The organism is Amycolatopsis sp. WAC 01376 (assembly GCF_003947415.1).
Classification (GTDB): Bacteria; Actinomycetota; Actinomycetes; order Mycobacteriales; family Pseudonocardiaceae; genus Amycolatopsis.
The window spans coordinates 940891-967728 of sequence record NZ_QHKL01000001.1; the positions used below are offsets into that span (position 1 = coordinate 940891).

At 70.0% G+C, this 26838-nt stretch carries 14 protein-coding genes; 4 read left to right on the forward strand and 10 right to left on the reverse strand.

Annotation, left to right across the window (positions count from 1 at the left end):
• Positions 1-90: 90 nt before the first annotated feature.
• The 3 genes from murJ to DMH03_RS04490 form a co-directional block, all read right to left on the reverse strand.
• The gene (murJ, locus tag DMH03_RS04475) at positions 91-1827 is read right to left on the reverse strand and encodes a murein biosynthesis integral membrane protein MurJ (RefSeq protein WP_233611361.1); all 1737 of its coding nucleotides are present in this window, start codon (positions 1825-1827) and stop codon (positions 91-93) included.
• 662 nt (positions 1828-2489) lie between these two features.
• Positions 2490-4637, reverse strand: coding sequence for a DUF6049 family protein (locus DMH03_RS04485; protein ID WP_125790695.1), 2148 nt, complete (start codon positions 4635-4637; stop codon positions 2490-2492).
• A complete protein-coding gene (locus DMH03_RS04490; RefSeq protein ID WP_125790696.1) occupies positions 4634-5158 on the reverse strand; it encodes an NUDIX hydrolase in 525 nt (174 codons plus the stop codon). The genes DMH03_RS04485 and DMH03_RS04490 overlap by 4 nt, the downstream gene beginning before the upstream one ends.
• A 148-nt stretch (positions 5159-5306) precedes the next feature.
• Between DMH03_RS04490 and DMH03_RS04495 the strand changes: the two genes are divergently transcribed.
• The 4 genes from DMH03_RS04495 (at position 5307) to DMH03_RS04510 (ending at position 9986) form a co-directional block, all read left to right on the forward strand.
• Positions 5307-6725 carry a CCA tRNA nucleotidyltransferase gene (locus DMH03_RS04495; protein WP_125790697.1) on the forward strand — a complete coding sequence of 473 codons (1419 nt, stop codon included), beginning with the start codon at positions 5307-5309 and terminating at the stop codon, positions 6723-6725.
• A 79-nt stretch (positions 6726-6804) separates the two neighbouring features.
• A complete protein-coding gene (locus DMH03_RS04500) occupies positions 6805-8112 on the forward strand; it encodes a sensor histidine kinase (protein ID WP_125790698.1) in 1308 nt (435 codons plus the stop codon).
• 16 nt (positions 8113-8128) lie between these two features.
• A complete protein-coding gene (locus DMH03_RS04505) occupies positions 8129-8980 on the forward strand; it encodes a class I SAM-dependent methyltransferase (RefSeq protein ID WP_125790699.1) in 852 nt (283 codons plus the stop codon).
• A gap of 19 nt (positions 8981-8999) precedes the next feature.
• Positions 9000-9986, forward strand: coding sequence for an LLM class flavin-dependent oxidoreductase (locus tag DMH03_RS04510; RefSeq protein WP_125790700.1), 987 nt, complete (start codon positions 9000-9002; stop codon positions 9984-9986).
• Between the two features lie 544 nt (positions 9987-10530).
• On the opposite strand, the gene DMH03_RS04515 is transcribed toward DMH03_RS04510, so the two are convergent.
• The 7 genes from DMH03_RS04515 to DMH03_RS04545 are packed head-to-tail and all read right to left on the reverse strand — an operon-like array spanning position 10531 to position 26831.
• Positions 10531-12456 (reverse strand): TNT domain-containing protein, encoded by a 1926-nt coding sequence (locus tag DMH03_RS04515; protein WP_125790701.1) that lies wholly within the window; start codon positions 12454-12456, stop codon positions 10531-10533.
• A 40-nt stretch (positions 12457-12496) separates the two neighbouring features.
• Entirely contained in the window at positions 12497-13615 is a 1119-nt protein-coding gene (locus tag DMH03_RS04520; protein ID WP_125790702.1) for an ADP-ribosylglycohydrolase family protein, read from the reverse strand.
• Positions 13616-13619: 4 nt separating this feature from the next.
• Positions 13620-15647, reverse strand: a complete 2028-nt coding sequence (locus tag DMH03_RS04525; protein ID WP_125790703.1) for a YrhB domain-containing protein — start codon at positions 15645-15647, stop codon at positions 13620-13622.
• Between the two features lie 14 nt (positions 15648-15661).
• On the reverse strand, positions 15662-17908 hold the full coding sequence (locus tag DMH03_RS04530) for an ADP-ribosylglycohydrolase family protein (protein WP_125790704.1): 2247 nt from the start codon (positions 17906-17908) through the stop codon (positions 15662-15664).
• The gene (locus DMH03_RS04535; RefSeq protein WP_125790705.1) at positions 17909-19378 is read right to left on the reverse strand and encodes a TNT domain-containing protein; all 1470 of its coding nucleotides are present in this window, start codon (positions 19376-19378) and stop codon (positions 17909-17911) included.
• 5 nt (positions 19379-19383) lie between these two features.
• The gene (locus DMH03_RS04540; protein WP_125790706.1) at positions 19384-19830 is read right to left on the reverse strand and encodes a hypothetical protein; all 447 of its coding nucleotides are present in this window, start codon (positions 19828-19830) and stop codon (positions 19384-19386) included.
• A complete protein-coding gene (locus tag DMH03_RS04545) occupies positions 19827-26831 on the reverse strand; it encodes a toxin glutamine deamidase domain-containing protein (RefSeq protein WP_125790707.1) in 7005 nt (2334 codons plus the stop codon). Before DMH03_RS04545 ends, DMH03_RS04540 begins: the two co-directional genes overlap by 4 nt.
• Between the last annotated feature and the right edge of the window lie 7 nt (positions 26832-26838).

Sequence of the window (26838 nt, forward strand, 5' to 3'; positions counted from 1 at the left end):
TCTCGTATCCACCGCACTCTCCCGCGTAGCTCCCGCCCCGAGGGTACCCAGAATACGACCCGTGAACGCGCGCTATCCGTACGTGAATCGTTACCCGCGCTTGATCAACCGGGTGATCCTGTCCGTGGCGGGCTTCAATTCCTCGACTTTGAGGGCCATGAGCACGCCGAACGACACCGCGATCCCGACCACCGTCTGCAGGAGAAGTTTCACCCAGGCATGGAAAGTAGGCCCGAACGAGTCAGGGACGACCTGCCCGGCGAGCCACGCCGCGCCGACCCCGAGCACACTCGCGGCGACCGTGAAGAGGATCACCCCGAGAACCCGCTTGCTCCGGAGATTTCCGAGGGTCACCCACAGCCAGACCTGACCGAGGATCGCGCCGACGACGAACGTGAGGCCGTTGACCATCATCACGCCGAGCACGATGTTGTCCTTCGACAGCAGGACGGGGCACAGGTAGAGCAGCGGCACCTTCACCACGGTCATCACGATCATGATCAGCACCGGCGTCCGCGCGTCCTTCATCGAGTAGAACACCCGCATCTGGAGCATCACCAGCGCGTACGGCAGCAGCGCGAAGGCGCTGATCGCCAGCGCCTCGCCCATCCGCGACGCGTCCTCGACCCTGCCCTTGCCCAAGGTGAACAGCGCGATGCCGACCGAACCGCCGACGACGGTCATCACCGCGGAGATCGGCAAGAGCGTCACCGTCGAGATACGCGACGCGTAGGAGAGGTCGCCGATCAGCTTCTTGTGGTCGCCGTCGGCCGCCGCGCGGCTCATCCTCGGCATGATCGCGGTCAGCAGCGACACCCCGATGACGCCGTACGGCAGCTGGAAGAGCAGCCACGCGTTGCTGTACGCGGTCACACCGCCCTGCGAACCGCTGGTCAGCACGCGGGTCGTGATCGTGTAGCCGATCTGGCTGACCGCGACGTAGCCGACGGTCCAGAGCGCGAGCCCGCCGAACTCCTTCATGCGCTTGTCGATGCCCCAGCGCCATTTGAACTTGAACCCGGACCGCAGCAGCGGCGGGATCAGCAGCACCGACTGCGCCACGATGCCCGCGGTCACGCCGAGGCCGAGCGTCAGCAGCTTCGGGTCGGTGATCGACACCGGATCGGTCGAGATGTTCCCCGGCATCACCCACACCACGAGGATGGTGAAGATGACGACCAGGTTGTTGATCACCGGCGCCCACGCCGTCGGGCCGAAGATGTGCTTCGCGTTCAGCACCGCCGAGAGCAGTGCGAACACGCCGTAGAAGAAGATCTGCGGCAGCAGCAGATACGCGAACGCGGTGACCAGCGCCGGATTGGCGTCACCGTTGTCGTCGACATAGAGCTTGGTGATCAGCGGCGCGGCGATGACCGCGATCGCCGTTCCGACGATCAGCAGCGTGCCCGCCACCGTGACCAGCCGCTGCGTGTACGCCTCGCCGCCGTCCTTGTCGTCCTGCGACCGCACGAGCAGCGGGACCACGAGGCTGGACAGCACCCCGCCCATCAGCAGCTCGAAGATGATGTTCGGCATCGTGTTGGCGACGTTGAACGAGTCGTTCTCGACCTGGGCGCCGATGGCCGCGACCAGCAGCAGCTTCCACGCGAAGCCCGTGATCCGGCTGATCAGCGAGGCGATCGCCATCCGGCCGCTGGATTTCGCGAGTGACGGCGTCTTCGCCGGTGCGGCGACATCCTGCTCGCCGGTCTGCCCCGGCCGCGGTTTGACCAGCGGCGCGTCCTTGATCGCCGGCATGACCTGCGTGGCGAGCTGGTCGTACGGGCGGAGGACGTCGGGGTCGGCGACCGGCCAGCGCGAGCCCATCGGGACGCCGGGGGTGCGCGGGATGAACCGCGTCGCGTCGGGCTCGTCGCGCCGGTCGACCTGCCACGGGCGGACCGGTGGCGGCTGGCGGCGCCCGCGATGCGGCGGAGGCGGTGTCTGGTTGAGCGCCTGCGGCGCCGTCGTCGGACGGCGCGGCGGCGGCTTCGGTGTCGACGGGGCAGGCTGCGGCAGCGGCGGCCCCTGCGGCGGCGGAACCGGCTGACGCCGGGTCGGCGGAGGCGGTGTTCCCTGCGCGGGGGGCGCCTGCCGCGGCGGCACCTGCGCCGGCGGCGGGTTCTGGGGTGGCCTCAGCCGCCGCGTCTCGTCGTCGGGACGGCCCGCGACCCGCTGACGCCTGCCGTCTGGCGGCGGCTGCTGGGGCGGAGGCGGCGGCTGCTGGGGAGGCGGCGGCACCGCCCGCCGCGGGCGCTCACCGCGTTCGGGCGGGAGCTGCTGCGGGGGCGGTGGACGACGTTCGGGACGTCGTGCCGGACCATCGGTGCGGCGGGGCGGGGGCGGAGTACCTTCGCGCCGGGGACGGCCTGCACGCTCGGGCGGTACACCCGGCTCTCTTTCCAACGCGTGCCCAATCCTCGGTGCTCGACTACCTGATGCCCGGTGGCATCGTTCGACCCAGGGTAATCGGCAACGCCCTGAAACACTTAAACCTGTGCGTCCTCGGTCACACGAGGGGTGGTTTCGCCGGCCGGATCGGCTCGCGAGTCCTTGATCCTCCGGTAGATCCGGCGGGACGAGAGCAGCAGCAACGCGCCGGCCGCGGTGATCGTGATGATGATGGTGATCGCGCCGTACTCGGTGGAGGTCAGCTCGAACCGCGCGTCGGTGCCGAGCCTGGTCCCGTCGGGCGTGGTCAGGGACACGTCGACGCTGAACCGCCCCGCCCGGAGAGCCTCGACCGGGAGCAGCTGGTTGACGGCGCCGTTGGCCGGGACGGTCCGCTCCGGGACGGCTTCGGTGGGGCGCAGGCCGACGTTGTTCTTCAGCACGGTGCGGACGTTGATGCCGACCGGCAGGCCGTTGGTGATGTACGCGGGCAGCGGCGACGCGCCGGAAGCCAGCGCGATCGTCTGCTTCGGCCGCTCCACGGTGACCTGGCCGCGGATCGCGTCGAGGTCACCGCGGGCGTTGCCGGTGACGGTCGCGGCGTCCGCGCCGCGCCACGAGGTCGAGGCGGCCCGGATGAGGGCGAGCCGGACCGGGGCGATCACGTCGGCCGGATTCACTCGTTTGGTGGCATCCATCGTCATCGCCGACGACAGGCCCAGCGTCTCGTTGTCGATCTGCGACATCTTCGCGGTGACGTCGCCGCTGGTCGCGGCCGTCAGATCCTGCGGGTCGTAGTTGACCGACGCCGTCCCGGACGGGCTCTCGCCGAGCAGGTCGGGCAGTGGCGACGACTTGATGAGGCCCGCGGTGTAGAAGTCGCCCATCCGCTCCAGGAACGTGGTGAGTTCGGGGCCGGTCGCGTCCCAGTGCCGCGGCGGCGCGATCAGCAGCTGCGAACGCTCCTGCCCGGTCTGCCCGCCGAGCCCGGCACGGAAGGCGATGGCGCCGAGCCCGTTCTGGGTGGACTCCGAGCCGTTCAGCGCGGACGTGATCAGCGCGTCGATCGGCTGCGCGCGCAGGTCCGTGCCTTCGAGGGCGACCATGCCCGAAAGGGGTGAATCGGACTGGAGCTTGCCCGAATCGGTCAGCACGGTTTTGACGCCGGCCTTGCCGATCGCTTCGACGGTCTGCGCGTCGAGGGCGCCGCCGGGCCAGAGCACGCCGTCCTGCGGCTGGATGCCGAGCAGGTTTTTGATCGTCGCCGCGCCGCCGACCGCGCTGGCCAGAAGCGCGGTGTCGGTGGCGTCGCCGGCCCGGACCTTCGTCAGCGCGGTGAGGTCGGCGTCGGCGAACGGGAGGGTGACCACGCAGCGGCCCGCGACCAGCGCCTTCAGCTGGCCGAGCCAGTTCCTCGCGGTGTCGACGCCCTTGCCGGGGACGGGTCCGCCGCCGGTGGCGACCTGGTAGCCGCGGGTCATCCCGTCCACGGTCGCGACCAGGTCGGGGTCGATGGCCAGGCACAGCGACGACGAGACCTTCGTGTCCGCCTCGGCCGCGCGTGCCGCCGCGACCAGTGCGTCCAGCCGTCCGCCGGGGGCCAGTTCGTCCGCGAGCCGCTCGTCCGCCAACGTCAGCGGACCGCCGAGCGGGGACGAGACGACGTGCACGGTGCTGTTCGCGATCGGCCACAGCAGGCTCGCCGACGGCGCCGACGGCGGCCGCGACGCGGGTGCCCTGCCGGGGATGCCGAGCACCGGCATCAGCAGGGTGACCGCCGCCAGCCGTTCCGGTCCGCCGAAATCCGGGGTGCCGTTGACGTTGACCAGCAGCGGGTACACGCCGGTCTTCGGGAACTGGAGCTTCGAGGACTGGCCGAGCGGGACGGCGAGGTTCAGCGCGGCGCTCTGTCCCGGCTCCAGGGTGTCCGGCACGAGGTCGACGAACTCCGTCGCCGCGAGGTCCTTGAACTTGTCGCCCGCGAGGACGTCGCCGATCTGCTGCTCGGTCTGCAACCGGGTGCCGAGTTGCAGCCGGACGCCCAGCTTGCTGATCTTCCGGTCGCCGACGTTGGTGACGCGGCCGGTGACGGTGAGCGAAGTCGAGGTCGTGGACACCACGCGGGGGTTCAACTCGTCGAGGTCCACCCGCAGCCGGGGCTGTTCCTGGGCCTGCGCGACCGCGACGGGCAACGCGGAGAAGACCAGGAACAGGATCGACAGGACAGTGGCGGCGAGCCGCTTCACTCAGGTGCTCCCTCGGCGGTGTGCTGTTGCTGCGCGAAGAGTTCTTTGGCCTTCCGGACCAGCTTGCGCTCGTCGGAGTAGGCGAGTTTGGTTTCCAGCTCGGCGAGCGGCACCCAGGCGACTTCGGTCACCTCGACATCCTCGTCCGAAAGTTCGCCACCGGTGGATTCCAGGATGAAATGGTGCACTGTCTTGTGCACCCGACGGCGTTCGGCCACGAACCAGTAGTCGATGGAGCCGAGCGGCTGGAGGACCCGCGCCGAGATGCCGGTCTCTTCCTTCACCTCGCGCACCGCTGTCTGCTCCACCGTCTCACCGTCCTCGATGTGGCCCTTCGGCAGCGACCACAGCAGTCTGCCGTGCCGGTCGAGCCGCCCGATCAGCGCGGCGTTCAGCCGTTCGGCGTCGACGACGAGTCCGCCGGCCGAGGTTTCGTCGACCGTCGTCAGCCGCCTTCCCCGCCTGCGCCTCCGCCGGCGGCCCGGCTTCGAAGCGCCGGAGCGGCCGGCTGATCCAGACATGCTGCGATGCTAGAGCAAACGGCGGTACGGGTACGCTGGCTCACCGTGCCCGTGTTGGGCCCGGCCGTAGTAAGTACATCCAAATCGTGGTGGGATTGTCGTGAACAAGGTGGTCGCCGGGCAGGCGATTGCGGGGAAGAGCACTGCGATGAAGAACGCCGTGACCGAGCTGATGCGCATCTCCCCGTTGGCGGACGAGCTCGCGAAGCTCTTCGCGAAGGCGGGGCACAGCCTGTACCTCGTCGGCGGCAGCGTCCGCGACATGATGCTCCGCAGGCTGTCGAACGACCTCGACTTCACCACCGACGCCCGGCCCGACCAGGTGCTCAAGATCGTCAGCGCCTGGGGCGACGCGGTCTGGGACGTCGGTATCGCGTTCGGCACGGTCGGCGTGACCAAACAGGGCATGACGCTGGAGATCACCACGTTCCGCGCCGACAGCTACGACCGCGTCGGCCGCAACCCCGAGGTCACCTTCGGCGACAGCATCGAGGGAGATTTGCTTCGCCGCGACTTCACCGTCAACGCGATGGCGATCGACCTGGCGAACAAGACCTTCGTCGACCCGTACGACGGGCTTCAGGCGCTCCAGGACCAGGTGCTCGACACGCCCGCGACCCCGCAGGAGTCCTTCGCCGACGACCCGCTGCGCATGCTGCGCGCCGCGCGGTTCGCCGCGCAGCTCGGGTTCACCGCGGCGCCGCGGGTGATCGACGCGATGACGTCGATGGCCGAGGAGATCGACCGGATCACCGCCGAGCGTGTCCAGGCCGAGCTGTCGAAGCTGCTGCTGGCGGACGACCCCCGGCCCGGAATCGAGCTGCTGGTCGACACGCGCCTCGCCGACCGGGTGCTGCCCGAGGTGCCCGGCATGCGGCTCGCGATCGACGAGCACCACCAGCACAAGGACGTCTACCAGCACTCGCTGACCGTGCTCGCGCAGGCGATCGACCTGGAGAAGACCCACGAACCGACGTCGGAGCCGGACCTCATCCTGCGGCTCGCGGCGCTCCTGCACGACGTCGGCAAGCCCGCGACGCGCGAGTTCCAGCCCGGCGGCGGGGTGAGCTTCCACCATCACGAGGTCGTCGGCGCGAAGATGGCCCGCAAGCGTTTGCGTGCCCTGAAGTTCTCGAAGGAGATCGTCCAGGACGTCAGCCAGCTCGTGTTCCTGCACCTGCGGTTCCACGGCTACGGCAAGGGCGAATGGACCGATTCGGCGGTGCGGCGCTACGTCACCGACGCCACCGCCCGGCTGCCCCGGCTGCACAAGCTGGTGCGCGCCGACTGCACCACGCGCAACCGCAAGAAGGCGGCCGCGCTGCAGGCGACCTACGACGACCTCGAGCGGCGGATCGAAACGATCCAGGCGCAGGAGGACCTCGACCGGGTCCGGCCGGACCTCAACGGCGAGGAGATCATGCGGATCCTCGACCTCAAGCCGGGGCCGGACGTCGGCAAGGCGTGGAAGCACCTGAAGGAACTGCGGCTCGACCGCGGTCCGCTGGAGCACGACGAAGCGGTCGCCGAGTTGAAGAAATGGGCCGCCGAGAACGGCATCGGCTGAGATGACCCCCGTTGGCCTCTGGATCCGTCCGGCGTAAACGGAGATACTCCTGCCGGTGCTCCGGGCAGGGGGAAAATCCATGGCGAAGCGGCCGCCCAGTTTTCTGGTGACGTTGCTGCGTCGCGGCGCGCCCGCGCTGGCCACGGCGACGAGCGAGCTGTCCGACGAGGTCGGCGACCCGACACCGATGCGCGCGCTCCGGCGGATCCAGCAGATGTCCGGTCCGATCGACACGGCTCATCGCGACAACCTCTTGCTCAGAGCCGCCCGCTACGTCGCCCTCGTCCCGCTGGTCTACCGGCTCTTCGCGGTGCCCGGCGCCTTCGGCGTCTACGTCTCCACGCACGGCATGATCGGGATCGGCCCGGTCGGGCTGGTGGCACTCGGGTCGGCCGCGCTCTCGCTGTACGGGATCCGGTGGATGCTGCGCTCGGCGCCGTTCCGCCCGCAGCACGCCGTCCGCCTGCTGGCGCTCGACCTCGTGTTCACGCTGCTCGCGCCACTCGCGGTGGGGGCGCTGGTGCCGGCTTCGGTCTTCACCGAGGCGATGGCGGTGCCCGGCAAACACCTGCTCGGCGAGGTCGCGTTGCTGGCGCTGGCGCTGGGCATGCCCGCCGCCGCGGCGCTCGCCCTCGTCAGCTTCCCGGTGCGGATGCTCGCGTCCCTGTTCGGCACCGGCCAGGCCGCGCCCGGCGACGCGATGGCCACCTTCCCGTCGATCCTCGGCGTGCTCTTCACCGCGAGCGGCGCCCTCGTCCTGATCGGCCTCGGCACCCGGCTCGCCCTCGCGTACGGCATCCGCAACGGCCGGATCGCCGAACGCGCCCGCCAGCACCGGATGCTGCACGACTCGGTGCTGCAGACCCTCGAAGCGATCGCGCTGGTCGACAAGGGCGACGCGGCCGCGCGGCTCGCGGAGGTGCAGCGGCTGGCGCGGGCGCAGTCGATGGAACTGCGGCGGACGATCGAGAGCGAGGCTTCGCAACGCTCGGAGGCCGGGTCGCGGCCGCTGGGCGAGAAGCTCGCGTCGCTGGCGGCGGAGATGGCGCGCGACGGCCTGCGCGCCCAGCTCGTGATCGCCGAACTCGACGACGACACGCTTTCGGAGGTCCGGCAGATCGCCATCCGCGACGCCGTCCGCGAGTCCCTGCGCAACACCCTCAAACATGCCGGGACGGACAAGGTCGTCGTGCGCGTCGAGGAGCGGGAAGGCGGCGTCACGGTGATCACCCGCGATCACGGTGCCGGGTTCAGCATCGACTCCCGGCCCGCCGGATTCGGGATCAGCGAGTCCATCACCGCCCGGCTGAACGAGGTCGGCGGGACCGCGAGGGTGGAGTCGGCTCCGGGCAATGGCACCAGAGTCACCCTTTGGGTGCCGTTCTGACGGTAAACAGGAGAACATGAAGAAAACGGACGTCCTGGCCGAAGCGCTCACCGCGTACCGCGACGGTGACCAGGCCAAGGCCGCGGACCTCGCCGAGCGCGCCGGATCCACGCTCGGCCGCGAACTGCACCGGTACCTGACCGAGGACGGCGGCGGAGGTGTGTACGACCAGCCCGCCGCGTTCACGGAGTTCATCCGCGGCGGCGGGAACGTCAAGCTGTACCGCGTGCTCAGCGCCATGCTCGCCCGGCGCTACGGCAGCGTCGGCTCCCTGCTCGACCTCGGCTGCGGCGACGGGCTCGCCGTCGTCCCCGCGCTCGAACAGGCGGACCGGCAGCCGGGCCGCATCGACCTCGTCGAGCCGTCGAGCGCGCTGCTCGCGGAAACCCGCAAGCACCTCGGCGGCACCCATGGCCTGCACACCTGGGGCGTCACCGCGCAGGAGTTCCTCGCCCGCCACGACGACAGGCACTGGCAGCTGACGCAGTCGACGTTCGCACTCCAGTCGATCCCGACGGCCGAGCGCACCGAGGTCCTCCGTGCGCTCCGGCCGCGCACCGCCTGCCTGGTGCTCGCCGAATTCGACGTGCCCGAGTACGACGAAGACTCCGCCGAGTACCTGCTCTCCCTGGTCGTCCGCTACGAACGCGGGATCTCGGAGTACGGCAAGGCCGCGTCGCTGGTGGCGCAGGGATTTCTGCTGCCGATCCTGCTCGGCCTGGTCAAACCGGGGGCGGACCGCACGAACTGGGAACAGCCCGCCACCGACTGGGCTTCGCAGCTGAAGGAAGCGGGCTTCACCAGCATCCGGATCGAGCCGCTGGCGGACTACTGGTGGTCGCCCGCGGTGCTCATCACCGCGTCCTGAGTTTGACTACGTTGGGGGCATGGGGATCCCGCTTTCCGCGCTCGAACTCGCCATCGTCGAGGACGGCCGCGCGGCCACCGAAGTACTCGCGTCGACAGTCGCCGTCACCGGAAAACTGGAGGAACTGGGGTATCACCGCGTCTGGATCGCGGAGCATCACGGCTCGCCCGCCATCGCGACGTCCTCGCCGCCGGTGCTGGCCGCGCATCTCGCCGCGGTGACGTCGTCGATCCGGGTCGGCTCCGGCGGGGTGATGGCGCCGAACCACGCCCCGCTCGCCATCGCCGAGCAGTTCGCGACGCTTTCGGCGTTGAACCCCGGCCGGATCGACCTCGGCGTCGGGCGCGGTCCCGGCACGTTCGACGAGAAGATCATCCGCGCGCTGCGACGGGGCGCGGACCCGGCGACGGACGACGAGTACCGCGCCGACGTCGCCGAGTTGCTGGGTCATCTGGCCGGGGAGTCCGGTATCCGGGTGCTGCCCGGCGAGGTGCCGACGCCGCAACCGTGGCTGCTGTGTTCCAGCGCTGCCGGTGCCTCGCTCGCGGCCGAGCTCGGCTTGCCGATCGCGGCCGCGCATCACATCCGCCCGCAGCACACGGCCGAGGTGCTGCAGGCCTACCGCGCGAACTTCAAACCGTCACGGTGGCGCGAAAAGCCGTACGTGATCCTCTGCGTCGAGACGATCTGCGCGGACACCGACGCGGAAGCGGCCCAGCTCGCCGGACCGTGCGCGGTGATCAAGTCGTCCCTGCTCAAGGGGGAAGGCGGCGACCTCGCCTTCCCGACCCCGGAACAGGCGGCCGCGCACGAGATGGCGCCGGAATCGGCCGAGCTGGTCGCCCAGTTCACCGCCGTGCAGGCACACGGCGGGCCGGAGAAGGTGGTGCGGTCGCTGAAGGACCTCGCCGCGGCCACCGGTGCCGACGAGCTGATGCTGACGACACCGGTGTACGACTCGGCGGCGCGGGCCCGGTCCTACGAGCTGGTCGCCGAGTCGATTTAGTGCCCGATTTGGATGCTTTGCGCAGCTGTGAGAGGGGTCGTGAGTGGCGATGAGGGTTAGAGCCAAGGGTGTCTTAGGTACCTACGTGGTTGAGGCTGCGGTTGATGCCAGGTCGCGGTCGTGGGGACATGAGAGTTCGACGCCGGGGCGTTGGAAGCACTGAAGGAGCCGCCCGCTCATCCTCGCGTCTCGTGAGTGGCGATTCGGGTTAGGCCGACCGTGTTCTAGGTGCCTACGGCGGGTGGATCGGGATCGCAGGTCCGTGAAGGACTCCTTCCCTACCCTGAGAGTAGGGAAGGGCCCTTCGCGCGCAAAACCCACTACATGAAGGACCCCTTTATGCACTTCAAACCTGGCATCACGCAAGAAGCGCCACAGGTCACGCAGTAGGTACCTAAGGGGAAGCTCGCCAGAACGACCTTTGCCACTCACGACCCCACTCGCACCTGACCAGAGCCTTCATCCCGCCATCGACTCCGCCCGGGAAACCCGCCACGTTTGACGTTCGGCTCGATTTAGCCTGCGAAAACCCGCATCCAGAGGACTAAACGCGGGAAAGCGCGCCGGTTTCGAGGTGCTGGGCGAGCGGCCGCGGCAGGACGTAGGCCACGGCTCCACCCGGCGTCCCGTTCCACGGCGCGGTGATGCCGGTGACCACGCGCAGCGGCCGCAGGACGCGGTACAGGCGGCGTTCGCGTTCGCGGTCCGCGGCCAGCGACGTCTCGATGAACCGCGCCGCTTCGGCGTGCACGAGGTTGCCGGTCTCGTTCCCGAACCGCTGCACCGTGGTGCCCGCCGGCAGGACGACGATCCGCTTGCGGCGGAAGAAGTTCAGCGGCGGTTCGCCGCGCAGCGGCAGGATCGGCCAGTCGGCAGGGTTGTCGGCCTCCTCGTTCGCGCCGGCCGTCGCCCGTGCCGGGTACAGCAGCAGGGTGCCGAGGAAGAACCGCGCCGCCTCTTCGAGTTTCGCGAACGCCACCGGCTCGTCCGTCGGCGGACGTGAGACCTCCCAGCCGCTCTCGGTGCGGCGCAACGTCCACAGGCCCGGCTCCGGGACCGCGTTCGCGCCGATCCGGTACGACGTCGGCGCGACGCCGTGTTCGGCCAGGCGCTGGTACAGGACGTCCAGCACCTCGACGGCCCGGATGTCGCGGGCGGGTTCGCCGTCGCGTTCGACGCGGGTGCGGATGCTTTCGTCCGGCAGATCCGCGGCGGTCTGCGGCGGCCGCGGCTTGCCGACGATCTCCGCTTCGGCGGTCGCCCGCACCAGCTCGCCGACCAGCGGCGGCCGGAAGCCGGCGGCCCGGATGTGCTCGACCAGCTCCGGCTCGGGCGGCACGCCGTACTTGCGCAGGTAGTGCGGCACGGCCGCGGGCCAGATCCAGACGCCGTCGGTGTGGAAGGCGTTCGGCACGTCCGGCGGGCCGTTCGGGGTGAAGATGTCCGGCTGCGGACCCGGCCGGGTCAGCGCCACCGGCGAGCGGAAGAGGTAGTCCAGTACGCCGCGCATCATTTCCGGCGGCACCGGCGGCCGGTTGACGACCGGCCGTTCGCCCTCGTTGTGCACGTCGACGACCTTCGCGTGCCGGAACACCACGTCCAGCGGCAGGCCCGCCTTGGCCGAGAGCCAGGCCGGGACGTGCTTCTTGTCGCGCGGGAAGATCGCGAGTTCGGTCGCGTACGCGCGCGGCGACGGCTTGCCGCCCTCGTTCGGCGCCAGCCGCCACGTGGGTTCCTGCTCGGCGTCGAAGTCGAAGTCGAAATGCGATTCCGAGTCCAGCGTGAAGGTGCCCTGGAACCAGGTGCCGGTCTCGGGCTGGTTCATCGCCGCGCGCAACCGTGCGAACAGCGAACCGAGCTCCGGCGGGGCCGCGATCGACACCGACACCGGGCCGTTGCCCTCGTCGCCGACCGAGCGGACCTCGAGTTCGGAGTAGTCGCCGACCTGCCGGAACTGGGCGCCGACCCGCTGCCAGCCCGGCGGCAGCACCCGCAGCAGGGTCCGGCCGATGGCGCGCAGCAGTGCGGCCTGGTCACCCGTTCCGGGCTCCGGCCGGGCCTCCGGCGTCTCGACGAAATCGTGCCTGGTCTGCCACAACGCCGTCAGCCGCGACGGCGCGGCCGTGGTCGAGAAGTCCGTCAGCCCCAGTTCGGCGGCGCGGGCCGCGTCCTCGCCAGCCCAGCGCAAGGTCAGGTCGCCGCCGCCGGTGCTCGGCGCGATCTGGAAGTGCTCGTCGTCGAACCGGCCGTACGACTGGAGGCTGAAGGTCGCGCCTGCCTCGCCGTTCAGCACCACGCGGGCGGGCCGCCCGTTCCAGTCGCGATCGAACCCCTCCGGCGCCGCTTCCCCCGGCGGCGCGATGAGCAGCAGTGTGCCGTCTTCGGTCGACCGCTGGGCCGCGAAGACGGTGTCCCCCCAGACGGCGTACAGGCCATCCGGCCGCTCCGCCGCTTGAACCCGGTAACGCACTATGTGTCCCCTCCCCAAGTTCCCCAAACCGGAGGTAAATCTAGTGGGCCGGATAGCGGGCGTACCACCGGTCGTCACCCGGCGCGTTCCCGCCGAACTCCGCGAGCGCGTCGTCCGCCAGCTGTCCGATCACTTCGCTCAGCTCCAGCTCCACGAGCCAGCTCGTCTCCAGCTCTTCCTCGCCGTACATCGCGCCGACGAGGTTCCCGCAGACCGATCCCGTCGAGTCGCTGTCACCGCTGTGGTTCACCGACGCGAGCAGCGCGACGTTCGGGTCCGTGGTGGTCAGCGCGACGTAGACCGACATGGAGAGCGCGGTTTCGCCGACGTTCCCCTGCCCGAGGGTCTCGAGCTTCTCCGGCGTCGGGGCCCCGTCCTTGGAAAGGGCGAGAGCTTGGTCCAGCGCGACGCTCTGCTCCTCGTGCCCCGGGTACTTCTCCAGTTCGGCACGGGCGGTCGCGAGGGCGTCGAGCAGCGGTTTCCCACGCAGCAGTTCGTGCACGATCACCGCGAAAGCACCCGACGAGAGATACCCGCTCGGGTGACCGTGCGTCAGTGCCGCGCTCTCGGCGCCGAGCCGGAACACCTCGGCGAGATCGTCCGACCACAGCGCGACCGGGGCCGCGCGCATGATGCCGCCGCAGCCCTTCGAGTTGTTCACCGGCTTGGCCATGCCGGCGCGCACTCCCGTCTTCCCGTACGCCTCCAGCTCGCCGAAGCAGGTGAGGCCGGGCGCGCGACGGCTGAACAGCTCGCGGTTCGTGATCAGCCAGCCGTCCGGTTCCGGGCTCGTGTTCTCCGGGCCGCGAGCCCGCTCCCACGAGACGCCCTGGGTGTGCAGCCAGCGCTGGTAGGCCAGCTGCAGTGACTGCTCGACCGGTTCGGCGATAGCAAAGGTCCCTTGCTCCCGCCGGGCGGCGGCATGGGCCCTGATCAGGCCTTCCAGGGTGAACAGCGTCATCTGGGTGTCGTCGGTGATCCGCCCGAGGCCGCCGTACGCGGGGATGAGACCGGTGATCCCGGCCGGTCCGGCGATCTCCCGGATACGGTCGATCGAGTCGAACTCGGTCTTCGCGCCGAGCGCGTCGCCGAGCGCCCCCGCGTACAGGCTGCCGCGCAGCCGTGACCTGGTCGCCGGATCTTGAAGCCACTCGCGCATGTCTTTACTGATCTCCTCGTGGGTACCGGTTCGCGTCCCAGCGTCGCCGCTCTTCGGGTTCGCGGGGCAGGCCGAAGCGGTTGAAGTAGTAATAGGCGTCGCCCGCCATGGCGTCGACGACGCCGAGGCCGGGATACGCGGCGAGCCAGGCCTCCGGCAGACCGGGCACGGTGAGCCTGGCGCCCACCATCGCCCCGGTCAGCGCGACCGTCACCGCGCCGCCGCGAGCGGCCAGCGCGAGCGCGGCCTCGGGGTCGTGGCCTCGTTTGGCGGCGGCGAACAACGCCCTGCCGAGTACCGAAAGCGGCGTCCTGCCGTCTCCGATGCTGTCGAATTGCTCGACGTCATCGCCGTCAGTGCCGTCGACGTCGTTCCGGAGGTCGAGCACGGTCTTGACCAGGTCGCCGACCTCGCCGCTGTACTCGTCGAAGCCCTCAAGGAAGTTCGCGACCGCCGGTTGGCCGTCGCGGGCCGCGAGCTGGGCGCGGAACAGGTTCACCAGCAGTTCGGCACCGTGGACGACCTCGTGGCCCGCCGCGGACCCGACCAGCTCACGGACCACCTTCATCGCGTAGAACGCATTGTCGGCGGGACCCTGCACGCCGCCGGTCACCGTCGCGGCGAGCGCGGTCGCCAGCATCGCCGAGAACTCGGCGGGCGGCGGGCCCGCGCCTTCGGTGGCTTTGGCGACCCAGCCGTCCGGCCGTCCGCCCGCGGGCAGCGACGCCGGGATCTCGGGTTTGTCCGGAGTCGGGTCCAGGCCGCGGATCACCGATTCGGTGTGGAACAGCAGCTGCCGGGTCAGCCCGCCGAGTGGCAGGCCGTCGGCGGGGTCCGCGCCCGAGCCGAGCGCGTCTCCGAGCGCGAAGCCGACGTACGCGCCGAGAAGCCGGGGGTACGCGAAGCTGCCGACAGGGAGCGTCGGGTTGTAGAACTTCCCGAACGTCCAGGCAGTCGGGCGAGGTTCGCCGTTGTCGTAAAAGTGCGTCACCAGACCGTTGGCGAACAGGTCTTCGGGCAGCTCCGGCAGCGGACGGCCGTCGTGCTTCGCCCGGGAGCGCTCGAACGACAGCGTCGCGGCCCGCGTGTAGCGAGCGAGTTCTTCGCTGCTCAGGGTGTAGCCGTTGTCGCGAGCCTGGTCGACGAGACTCCGCAGGTTCGCGACGGCGGCGCCGTCGTACTCCCCGCTGAAGTAGGCGGGGCGCCCGACCGACTCGGGGCGCTCGGTTCCCACCGGGAGTTCGAGGTCGGCGACCTGCCGCAGTGTCTCCGGGTAGACGTTGAAGGTCTCCGGCCGTCCCGGGTTGACCAGCAGCCCGACGCCGGGGTTGTCCTTGGCCCGCCGCAGCAGCACGCGGGGCTGGACTCGCTGCCACATCGTGTACTCCGACGGCACCTGCGCCTCGGAGGTGTAGACGACGAACCGCACTCCGGCGTCGCCGAAATCGCGGACCTGCAGGTGGCCGTCCTTCGCCGGGGCGAGGACGTCGAGGTCGAGCATCCAGTGGACGAACTCCTCCGGCGTGATCCACTCGACGCGCAGATAGCCGAGGAGCGTCTCGACGGGGCTTTCCGGTGCCGGGCGGCCGGAGAACCGCGGCCCCGGCCGGTGATCCGGGTTCGCGCGGACCGCGCCGGTCGGCTCGCCGTAGAGCGTGTGCTGCTCCCAGCGCAGGATCGCCGCCTTCGGGACGGGCAGACCGGGGACCGCGTCCGGGTCGAACTCGGGATCGGCGATCTCGGTCCACCGGGTGAAGGCGTCACTGTCGTCGCCGCCCGCCGCCGAAACCGCCATCAGCTCCAGGTCGAGCCGGATCTCACCGCCGTCGTCCGGCACGAACGCGACCGGGCTGGGAAAGAGGCCCATGCCGGGATCGGTCCCGTCGAGCCAGCCGACGGTGTTGTAAGTGACGTTCCAGCCGTCGGTCGCGCGCACGACGTAGTCGCGGCGCACCCGCAACGCGCCGGTGCCCTCACCGCCGCGGCCAGCCAGCCATTCCTCGACCCGGCTGACGGCTTCCTCTTCGTTCATCGTCCCCATTCCGTTCACCAGCGGGGATACCGCTCGGCCCAGCCGTCGACCTCGTTCAGCGCCGAATGGCGGTCGAAATGCCAGAACGCGTCGGTGGCGATGTTCTCCACCAGGTAGCGCAGTTCCAGCTGATCGACCCATTTTTGCGGCAGACCGGGGATGCCGGTGCGGGCGCCGAGCAGCGCACCGGCGATGGCGCCGGTCATCGCGCTGCGGCCCGAGTGGTTGACCGCCCGCAGCAGCGCCTGCTCCGGGTAGTTCTCGAAGCCGGACAGCGCCGCGAACGCGCGTCCCAGCACCGAAAGCGTGCCCTTGCCGTCGCCGATCAGCTCCGGGATCCGCAGATCGGGCAGGCCGTGCTTGCCGAAGAACGGCACCGATTCCGCGACCATCGCCTTCAGATCCGTCCAGACCGGCCCCCGCTGGTGCGGGTTCTGGTCGCTGAAGATCTCGCGGGAGATGTTCCAGACGGGGTAGCTGAACGCCTCCGAGGTCAGCGCGGGTTCGAAAAGCCAGGTCAAATAGGTCGCCGCTTCGACGTCGATCTCACCCGGATGAGTGACCGAAACGAGGTCGCGGACCGCCTGGCGGACACCGCCGCTCATGGCGGTCCCCGGTCCCGCCGCGGTCATCGCCGCCGGCAGCGCCGCGACCAGCGCGTCCGGCCCGCTCATCGGCATCGCCGTCGGGGAAATGGTCGCCAGCGCGTGGTAGGCGTTCAGTTCGGCGTCGTCGGGGGTGCGGCGGACACGCAGTTCCGGCACCTTCACCAGCCAGCCGTCGGCGTTTTCCAGCGGCGCGCCCTGGGTGTGCAGCCAGCGCATCAGCGAATTGCGGGCGACCGTCCCGAGCGCCTGTTCGGCGGAGCGGTTCTCCGGCTGCTCGCGATGCGGGCTGCGGATGACGGCCTCGGTGTAGAACAGCAGCCGCTGGGTGAGCGGCCCGATCCGGCCGGGCAGGTCGAACGCGACCGGCAGATCGGTGACACCGTCCGGGCCGTAGGTGTTGTGGATCTCGTCGAGCCGCATCCGGTCGACAGCCGCTCCGAGCGCCTCGCCGAGCGCGAAACCCACGTACGCGCCCGTGACGCGCTGCCAGCCGTAGCGCGAGCTGGAGCGGTCTCGGTCGAAGTACTTCCCGAAAGTGTCCAGACGCGGCTGGATCTGCCCCTCGTTGTCGTAACCCGGCGCCAGCCCGTTCGCCCGCAGGTCGTTCGGACGGGCGCGCGGCGGTTCCGGCTGCTTGAGCCGCGCCAGCCACGACTGGCCGAGGACGGTCTTCTGGCATTCCTCGGCGCTCAGTTCGAACCCGCGGCGTCTCGCCCGTTCGGCGGCGGCCAGCGGCGGCTTCACCTGTTCGGACAGGCCCATCTTCGCGGCGGTTTCGGCGGCGAAGGTCTCCAGTTCCGGATCCGCTTCCGGGCAGCGCTCGTAGACGTCGACGCCCGGGCCCCGGCGGGGGAACCGCTGGGCGGTTTCGGCGAGTTCGGCGCCGCTGACGTCCTCGAACGTCGCCGGGCCGCCGTTGATCACGAGGTTCGGCGGGCTTTCGTACCCGGCGAGCGTGGCGATGTCGACCTTCCAGTACCCGTGTTCACGGGACGGGAGATTCCTGGTCGAGCTGAACACCCGCAGCTCGGCGCGTTCCTCGTTGAAGTAGAACCGCTCCGTCTTGCCCGACGCCAGGTCCACCGGGACGTAGACCTCGCAGCGCAGCAGCCCGATGAGCAGCTGTTCCCTGGTCAGCCAGCCGACGCTGGCGAACGACAGCAGCGTTTCGAGCCGGTTCTCCGGCTTCGGGTAGCCGCGGCGGATCGGACCGGCCTTGTACTCGGGATTCTCCCGCTCCTGCCCGGTCTGGACGCCGTCCGCGTTGACCTGGACCCAGCCCGCGACCACCGCGGGCGGAACCCCGAGGTCACCGAGTCCGGCCTTGGCGTACTCGGGGTCGACGACCTCGCGCCACGCCTCCTGGCCGGGGAACGCGACCGGGACGCTGAGCCCGCCGGGCTGCGGATGCGCCTGACGCAGTTCGCCGTCCGGTTCGCGGACGATCACCGACGGCGGCGGGAAGATCTCCTTCTCGGCATGGCCCTCGTCGAGGAAGGCGATCGTGTTGTAGGGGACCGACCAGCCCTCGGGGACGCGCAGGACCTTCTCGTGGTTCACGCGCAGGCCGGCGCCGCCCGGTTCGGACACGTCCGGACCGTGGACCGCGCGCAGCCACTCTTCGACCTTGGCTACCGCTTCCGCCGATTCCACCTACTCGATCCTCTCCAGGCTGCCGTCGGACACGTGCTCGGCGATGGTCCTCGGGAGCACGTAGGCCACCGCCCCGCCGGGCATGTTCGCCCAAGGGACGGTGACACCGATGATCACGTGGAGCGGGCGTCGCAGCCGGTAGGTCCCACCGACGCGCTCCCGTTCCAGCGGCAGGGACGTCGTGGCGAACCGTACCCCTCCGTGGTGAACCAGATTGCCGGTTTCCTCGCCGAACCGCAGTACGACCGTACCGGCGACCATCCGGCTGACGCGCTTGTTACGGAGCAAGGTGAGGGGAGGCTCACCCGGCGCTGCCTGCACCGGCCAATCGGCGAGTTCCTTCGCCGTCTCCAGCGGCGTCTCGTGCCCGGCGGTCATCCTCGCCGGATGCAGCAGGAGGGCGCCGAGAAGCTGGTGAGCCGCGTCGTCGAGCTTGTCGAAGTACTTCGGCGACACCGGGTCGCCGCCCGAGTAGGCCGCGACCTCCCAGCCCTTCTCAGTGAAGTTGAGGCACCAGGCGCCGTCCGCGTGGTCGCCGATGCGGTACGCCTCCGGCCAGACGCCGTGCTCGCCGAGCCTGCTGACCAGCACGACCAGGAGCTCTTCGTCGGTCAGGGCCGGATTCGGCGCCGTCTCCAGCTCCGCGGCGATGTCGCCTTCGGTCTTCTTGACGTCGGAGCGGCCCGGTTTCGGCCTCGGTTTGCCGAGCAGATCCGCTTCCGCGGTCCGCCGCACGAGGTGTTCGACGTACGGCGGCTGGAACCGCTGGCCGCGAATGTGCCCGACCAGCTCCGGCTCCGGCGGGATCCCGTATTTCCGCAGGTAGTGCGGCACGGACGCGTGCCAGATCCAGGTGCCGTCGGTGTGGTAGCTCTCGGGGACGTCGCCGTCGGCTTCCGGGTCGAAGATGTCCTTGCCGAGACCGCTGCCGGAGAGGATCGCCGGTTCACGTTCGAGGTACTGCGCGACCAGCGGTGCTTCGGATTCGTCGAGCTCCGGTCTGTCCACCACCGGTGGCTCGCCCTCGGTGTACGCGTCGACGATCCGGGCGTGCCGGAACTCGACGCGCAACGGCAGCTGCGCGCGCAGCCGCCACCAGTCCGGGACGTGCTCGTCCTCGCGCGGGAACGCGGCCAGCTCGTCCGGGTACGCCGAAGCCGGCGGGGTCCTGGTCCACGCCGGTTCGTCGTCGAGGGTGAAATCGAAGTCGAAGGTGCCGTCGGGGTTGAGCGTGAACCGCGACTGGAGCCAGGTCCCGCGGCCGGTGGTGTACATGCCGGTGCGAAGCCTGCCGAAGAGCTCGTTCAGCTCGGGGGCGGGCACGACGTTGTGGCCCTCGAGTTCGGTGTGCTCCCCGGCCTGCCGGAAATCGGCGGCCGCCGGCCGCGCCGCGTCGGTGACACCCGCCCGGATGAGCTTGCCGATCTCGACCAGCAGCCCGCGCTGTTGTTCGGAAGTCAGTTGTTCCACGTGAATCATCGCGCCCGGTTCGGGAAACGTGGTTCCGCCCGGAACGACGGCGCCTCGCCGGCGGCTCGGCGGGCCAGCTCGTCCGCCCACATCTTGAAGGTGCGCTTGCGCAGAGACTGAATCAAGGCCGATTCCGGTGGTTCCACGCGGCGGTTTTCGCGCTTGGCCTGCGCGTACAGGCCGTCGATGGTCTCGTAGAGCGCGAAGATCGGTCCGCTGCCCTTGAGCTCGTAGGCGCGGGCGCGCTCGGTCTCCTGGACGAACTTCTCTTCGGACACCTTGCTGATGTCCGAACTCGCCATCGCCCACATGACCTCACGCACGTGCTCCGGCTTTTCGTCGAACTCGCCGGTGCTCAGGTTGAGGAGAAAGCCGGTCAGGCCTCCGTCGGGGGTCGACTCGACGCGGTAGGTCTTCCCGAAGTACGTGTAGAAGGACGGCGTCTGGATCACGTGTTCTCCTCAGGAGGCAGGCCCTTGCGGAGACCGGCCATGAACTTCTCCCGGACCCGGTCCATCAGCGCCGCTTCCAGCAGGGCCTGTTCCGGGGACAACCTCTTCTTGTTGTTCTCGTCCAGTGTCCGGTTATACGTCGGGAAGTCACGGCGGACCTCGTACAAGGCGTGCTCGTAGGCCGACACGGTGTCGATGTGCTTCAGGTGCAGCCGCAGTTCGGCGACGTGCCCGTTCGGCAGCCGGACGTTCATCTGCAGATCGCGGTACCCGCTGTCCTGCGGATTCGCGAACCGGTCGTCGAAGCTGACGATCCGGAGATCCGGATCGGCCATCACCGCGTTCAGCGCGTTGTAGACGTCGGCCAGTGTGTCGAACTGGATCTTCACGCCCACCAGGTCGGTGAGTTTCGACGCGTCTCCGTCGTAACCCGCGATCTTCGCCTTCGCACGGTCGTCGTCCTTCGGACCGGGCCTGCCCGACGCGTCCCCGTTGTTCTCCTCCGCGATCCGTTCGGCGATCCGGTTGAGGTCGCCCTGGTTCTGCGGCCACGCCTCCCGCTCGGCGTCCAGGAACTCCTGGATCTTCGCGGAATCGCCCTTGTCCGCACGATCGAAGCCGGCGTGGTACTGATCGCCGCGCTCCACGTCGGCGGCGATATCGGCCGCCGCGTTCGCGAGGTCCCGCTGGTCCTGGGTCAGCGGGGTGTCGCCGGGGCCGTCCTGACGGACGTCGTCGATCATCGGGAAACCGCGCTCCTCGACGTCACGCAAGGCGTCTTCGAGGATCGGGATGGCCTCCGGGTGCAGCAGGAGACTGCCGATGGTCATCGGGTTGTTGAGCAGCGAAGCGCGCAGGTACGCGTTGTCCGGATGCTCCATCAGCCGGACGAGTTCCGGATGCGCGGGCAGGTGTTCGCGGATGAAGTCCCGCATCGGCCCGACGTCGTGCTTGACCCCGTTCTCGTCCTCGTGGACGGCCCGCTTCTTGTCCGGGTCGAGTCCGTCCACCGCGGCCGCGACCTCGGGATCGTTCAGGAACCGCTCGCCATCGGCCCGGTTGTGCTGGGCCGGCTCGTCGTGCGCCATGCCGTAGCCCGCGTCCACGATGGGACGGCCGTCCGGCCCGATCCGCGACGGCGGCACGTCGGGGGTGTCGTCCCTGGCGAACGCGATCCGCGGGTCGACGGGCTGTGCGGCCGGACCTTCCGGGACGCCGACGTGCATCAGCTTCATGCTCAGCGGCGGATGCGGCAGGTTCATCAGCGCACCGGACTGCGGGTCGATGAACGCGACGCCGTCACGGGTGTTGGCCACCATGGCGACGTGTCCCCGCTCGACGCCGTTCTCGTCGAGGTACTTCACCGCGACGACCGCGTGGTGATCGGTCGGCATCCCCCGCATCTCACGGATGACGGTGTCGTAGTCGGCGCGGTCGGAGAACTGCCCGCCGAACCGCTCCTCGACGTGTTCCAGCGTGCCGCGGCTGTCCATCTCGTGCACCAGCAGCGGATCGGCGGTCGAATCGATGCCGTTCAGCCGGTCCATGTACGCGCCCGGCGTGCGGGTGCAGTTGGACCGGTAACCGTTCGCCAGCGCGTCGGGGTCGTTGAAATGCGGGTTGACCTCACCCAGTCGCGGGTGCCGGTCCGCGAGGTACGCGGCCTGCTGCGCGGGGCTCGCCGAGCCGGCGTGGATCGCCGGTTCGCTCGGCGGGTTCGTCGCGACCGCCATCGACGAGTAGTCCCGCGCGGGAGTGGGCAGCTCGATCGTGTCGTCGGTGACGGGCTGCTCGCCGTACTCGGGTCCCTTGTCGGCGTCCGCGACCCCGTGCTGCGCCGGGTTTTCCGTGGTGAGGTGCGGAGTCTGCGGCTCGTCGAAGCCGCCGAGGCGCGCCATCGACTGTGCCTGGGCGAGACGCGCGAGTTCGGGGGCCTCCGCGGCGTGCCGGGCCCGCCGCTCGTCCATCTTCTGCTTGGCGGTCTCGGGGTCGAGGTAGCGCGGGTCGCCGGGAGTGACCTCTTCGGCGTGGATGACCCACTTCGGCCGGTCGACCAGCGGCGGAGTCTTGAACTCCTTGCTGTGCACGTAAAGCTGCGTGGCCGGCTTGTTGATGGCCTCGTTCTCGCGCGGGTTCTCGGCGAGTGACGAGACGTCCTTGCCCGTCTTCGAGACGATGTGGATCTCGACGTCTTCGCCGAATTTCGACTTCGTGTCCGGCGACGTCTTGATGGTGGAGCTGGTCATCGTCGGCTCGGGGACGGTCTGGCCTGGCTCGTAGTGCGCCGCCATGATCGCGGCGGCCTGCATGTCGCCCTTGGTGTCGATGCCGCGGATGGCCTCGCCGTGGAAGTCCGGAAGCTCGTTGAGCGCGCCGACGATCGCCCGGGTGCTGCGCTGGGCGTTCTCGAAGTCGGGGTGCGACTCACCCCGGCGGTTCGCGTCGTTGATCGCGTACGCGTGTTCGCGCGAGTACGAGTAGATCGCTTCCGCCGCTTCGGGCGAGACGCGGTCCTTCAGCGGGCTGGCTTCGAGCCGCTTGAGCGCCTTTTCGCGGGCCTGCTCGGCGTGGTCGGCGTTGTCGTAGCGGTCACGGAGGCTCTTGTGATCCTCCGGCGAGCCACGGAAGTTCTCGTCGCCGAGGTAGCTCTCGTCGATTCGCTTGGGTGCTTCTTCCGGGCCCTTGAGCCGGTCGGCGATGTCGACCTCGGTCTTCGGCGCCTGCTCCTGAACCGGCTTTTCGGCCTCAGGGGACTTGTCGGTGTGCGGCGCTTCCGGCGTGTGCGGGGCATCGCCGCCGCCCATCGGCATCGCCTTGATCGACGTCGGATCGTCGGGCAGCTCCGCGAGCCGTCCGGTCATCGGGTCGGCGAAGACGACGCCGTGCGGCGTGTGCACCGCGGCGACGATCCGCGTCTCGATCCGGTCCTTGGACCGCGGCGAACCCTCCGGCGCGTTCGGCTCGGCGGCGGCGTGCTGCTCGAACGCCACCGCGGTCCGCGCGCCGACCGGACGTTCACCCAGTTCACGGGCGACGTCGGCGAAGCCGTTCCGATCCGACCACTGCCCGCCGAGCCGGTCGCTGACGTGCTGCAACGGCGAACCACCGGTCGACGGCCCGGCGACCGAGTCGCCACCGTTCATCCGGTCCTCGAACGCGACCAGCGACTCGGCCGAGTTCGTCTGGTAGCCGTCCTTCCACGATTCGGGCGCGTAGTAGTTGCGGGTGTTGGCCTCGCCGATCGCCGGGATCTCGTCCATGAGCAGCCGCACCTGCTGGTGCGGTGTCTCGGCCGAACCGGCGTGGATGACCGGCGTCCCGCCCTCGTCGAGCGGCTTCGCCAGCTCGGACCAGCCGCCGTCGGGAACATGCTCCCTCGGCTTGGGGATGTCGTGGACCGGGGCGTCGGTGGCGTCGACCCAGCCGCCCTTGCCGTCGGCCAGCTTGGTCTCGAGTCCCGCGAGGCCCTGGCCCTGGAACAGTTCCGGGTGGTCGCGGCGCAGCTGGGCTTCCTGCTCGGCCGCTTCCTGCGCCAGCCGATCCTGCACGGCGTTGTTGTATTCGCGCCGCTCGGCGACCTTCTGGTGGACCTCGTCCGGGCTCAGGTGGCCGTCTTCACCGGCGACGACCTCTTCGCATTCGACGATCCACTTCGGCAGGTCGTTGGGCGAGCCGTCGTCCAGCCGCTTCTTGTAATCGGGGTGGTCGGGATGCCCCGGGCCCATCTTGACGTCGGTGACACGCAGCTGCGTCGCCGACTTCATCAGCACTTCGCGTTCGTCCTTGATGGACGCGAGGTCCTCGATGTGGCGTCCGGTCTTCGACTGGATGCGCATCTCGACTTCGCCGGGGAAGTTGCTCCGCGGATGCTCGGGGGTGACCCGCGACGTGCTCAGCATCTGCGGGTCGACGATGACCTGGCCCCTGGCGTGCGCTTCGAGGAAACTCCGGATCGCGCTTTCGTTGCCGTTGAAGTTCACCCGCCGCGAGACGAGGCCCTCGTAGGCGGGCATCTCGTTGAGGCCGGAGGTGATCGCCTCGATATGCGGCCGGAGCGCGTCCAGCTCCGCGCCGCCGTGGCGCTGGGCGTGCGTGATCCGCTCGGCCATGTCGGTACGCGTGTAGCTGTGGACCGCGTAGGCGCCCTGATCCGACATCTCCTTGACGCGCGGATCTTCGTGGGCGTCGCGTTTGGCGAGACCTTCGCGGCGGACCTGTTCGCTCCGCGCTTCCCCGGTCTCGTTGTCGAAACCGCGCTTGTCGATCTGCGTATCGGCGAGCGCGCGGTAGGCGGCGGGGTCGTCCGTGTGGAAGTCCGGATCCGTCAGGTACGGCTCGTCGACGGTGGTCTTGTCGTCGGGCGTGACGTCCTGGGGCGTCTCGGTGTCCTTCGGTGACTCGGTGTCCTGAGGCGTCTCGGTGTCCTTGGGGACGTCTGTGTCCTTGGGCAGCTCGGTGTCCTGAGGTGCCTGCCGCGGGGCCTCCTCCACCGGCCGCATCGGGGGCTGCTGCTGCGAGGGACGCTGCGGCTGCTGGGTGCGGTCCTGGGGACCCGCGTTCCCGTCGTGGCCGGGACGCGGTGCCGGGACCTGCGGCGGACGTTGCGGACCGCCGAAGCGCGGCGGCTCGGCACCGGGCGGCATCGGCCGGCCGGGCTGCTGTCCTGGACGGCCGGGCTGACCCGGGTGATGGCCGGGCGGAGGCGGCGGCATGGGGCCGCGGTTGCCGGGGAACGGACCGTTGCCCGGATGCTGGGGCCGCGGCGGATGACCGGCCGGACCGCGGTTGCCCGGCGGCGGGCCGGGCGGAGGCGTCTGCGGGCGCGGCGGGACGCCGCCGTTCGGGCCGGGACCCGGCCCCGGCCTGCCCTGATACCCCTGAGGCGGGCGCGGCGGACCCTGCGGACCCGGCGGCTGCGGCGGTTGCTGAGGACGCTGCCGCGGCCCGCGGTCCTGCGGATATCCACCCTGACCGGGATGCTGCCGCGGCGGCTGCGGTCCAGTCGGACGCGGGCCCTGCGGCCCGCGCGGCGGCATGGCGCCGGGAGGAGGCGGCGGAGGTGCGAAACCACCCGGAGGCGGCGGCTGCATCGGCTGCTGGCCCTGGAAGGGCATCGGGGCGGGCGGCTGGTCGAAACGCGGCTGCTGCGGCCCGCCGTTGCCGGTGAAGCCCGCGGCCTGGACGCCGTCGTTCGGCCGGACGGGCCGCGACGGATCGTGGCCGGGAGGCGGGAAACCGCCGGGAGCCGGACCGTTGCCGGGCGGGTTGCCGCCGGGCGCCATGCCGTACCCGCCCGACGGAGCGGGCGAGCTCGAACCCGGGTTCGACGCCATGCCGTACCCGCCCGAACTCGACGGCGCACCCGTGGAAGAGGAAGCGGCGGGCGGCATCGCGCTGGACTGCGAGGGACTCGGCGACGGGCTGTGCGACGGACCGGGTGCCGGGCTGGACGCCGGTCCCTGTGACGGGCTGTGCGACGGACCTTGCGTCGGACTCTGTGCCGGGCTGGATGCCGGTCCTTGCGACGGGCTGTGCGACGGACCTTGTGCCGGGCTGGACGCAGGACTGGAGGCCGGTCCCTGTGCCGGGCCGGACGCGGGGCTCGACGCCGGTGCCGGGCTTCCCGCGGGTGTCTGGGCAGCGCCCGCCGCGGGTGCCTGTGTTTGTGCGGCGGGTGCCTGCTGCTGATTCGCCGCCGCGGCCTGCTGCTGACCGGAACCGTTGTCCGCGGCGTTCTGGTGGGTCTGCGGCGCACGCTGACCGTCACCGGTGTCCGCTGAACGTTCCGGGGCCTGCGTCGACGACTGGCTGACCCGGTCGCTGTCCGCCGTCCGCTGCGGTCCGCTCTCGGAACGTGGCTGCGGATCAGCGGACGAGCTCCGCGGCGAAGAATCGCCGTCCGAACCGCGGCTCGACGTCGCCTCACTGTCCGAAGTGGACCGTTGCGACGAGTCCGGCCGCGAAGAAGAACCGGGATCCGAAGAAGAACCGGAATCCACATCCGGCGTGGAAGGACCGTCTCCCGGGGCGCCGGGCGTGTTCGCGGCCTTGATGTCGCCGATCTGGCTCTTCGCCCCGTCGACACCGCCGCCCACGGCTCCGCCGGAAGCGCCCATCAGGACGTCCTTGGCCGAAAGCTTGTCCAGGTCACCGGTGACGGCGGCCTGCCCGACCGTGCTGGCGACACCTTCGGCCGCACCGCGTACGGCACCGCGCGCCGCGCTGTCGACGATCTGGCCGCCGACGCTGTCGGAAAGTCCCTTGGTCGCGCCCTTGCCGATACTGCTGCTACCCGCGCCGACCACGCCGTCGACGGCACCGCTGATCGCGGAATCCTTGGTCTTGCTGAGATCCCAGCTGTCGCGGTCGCCCTTGGCCATCTGGAGACCCTGGATGCCCGCGTCCATGGCGAGGTTCATCGCCGTGTTCTGCAGGACCTCCTTGCCGATCTTCTTCAGGCCCTCCTTGAGGAGTTTCTCGAGGAGTTCCTTCGCGACCTTCTTGAAGCCTTCCTGCGCGAGCTTCTGCATCAGCTGCCGGAAGATCATCTGGACGGTCATGCGGGTGGCGATCTGCGCCGGCGCGATCCCGGCCGTCGAACCACCGAAGGTCACCGCCGCGGCCGCGATCATCGCGACGATCTGCGCGGCGAGGATCACCAGCGAGATGATGATCATGTACTTCGTGTACTCGACGTCCAGCGCGGTCGCGTTGCACGAGTCGCCGAGCGCTTTCGAAGAGTCGGCGAGCGACTTGAAGTACGCCTCGTCGCCCTCGACGAACTTCTTCCAGGCCTCGGCGAACTTCTCCGCGCCTTCACCGGTCCAGCCGCCGAGGACCTCGGTGGCGCCCTTGGTCGCGGTGTCGGCGATCGGCTGGACGGCCTTCGAGGCGTTGTGCCAGGCGTCGCGCAGTTCGCGGAGTTTGTCCTCGTCGCCTTCGGGCCAGCTTTCCCCGACGACGATCGGCAGGAGCCACTTGACCGCGTCGGGCATCTCCATACCCACG

Bases quoted from the DNA above. Each gene is read 5' to 3' on its own strand.
- murJ (WP_233611361.1), bottom strand. From the start codon at position 1,827: ATGGGCTCGCGCTGGCCGGTCGCCGACCCCGACGTCCTCCGCCCGTAC.
- DMH03_RS04490 (WP_125790696.1), bottom strand. From the start codon at position 5,158: ATGTCTGGATCAGCCGGCCGCTCCGGCGCTTCGAAGCCGGGCCGCCGG.
- DMH03_RS04495 (WP_125790697.1), top strand. From the start codon at position 5,307: ATGAAGAACGCCGTGACCGAGCTGATGCGCATCTCCCCGTTGGCGGAC.
- DMH03_RS04500 (WP_125790698.1), top strand. From the start codon at position 6,805: ATGGCGAAGCGGCCGCCCAGTTTTCTGGTGACGTTGCTGCGTCGCGGC.
- DMH03_RS04505 (WP_125790699.1), top strand. From the start codon at position 8,129: ATGAAGAAAACGGACGTCCTGGCCGAAGCGCTCACCGCGTACCGCGAC.
- DMH03_RS04510 (WP_125790700.1), top strand. From the start codon at position 9,000: ATGGGGATCCCGCTTTCCGCGCTCGAACTCGCCATCGTCGAGGACGGC.
- DMH03_RS04520 (WP_125790702.1), bottom strand. From the start codon at position 13,615: ATGCGCGAGTGGCTTCAAGATCCGGCGACCAGGTCACGGCTGCGCGGC.
- DMH03_RS04525 (WP_125790703.1), bottom strand. From the start codon at position 15,647: ATGAACGAAGAGGAAGCCGTCAGCCGGGTCGAGGAATGGCTGGCTGGC.
- DMH03_RS04545 (WP_125790707.1), bottom strand. From the start codon at position 26,831: ATGGAGATGCCCGACGCGGTCAAGTGGCTCCTGCCGATCGTCGTCGGG.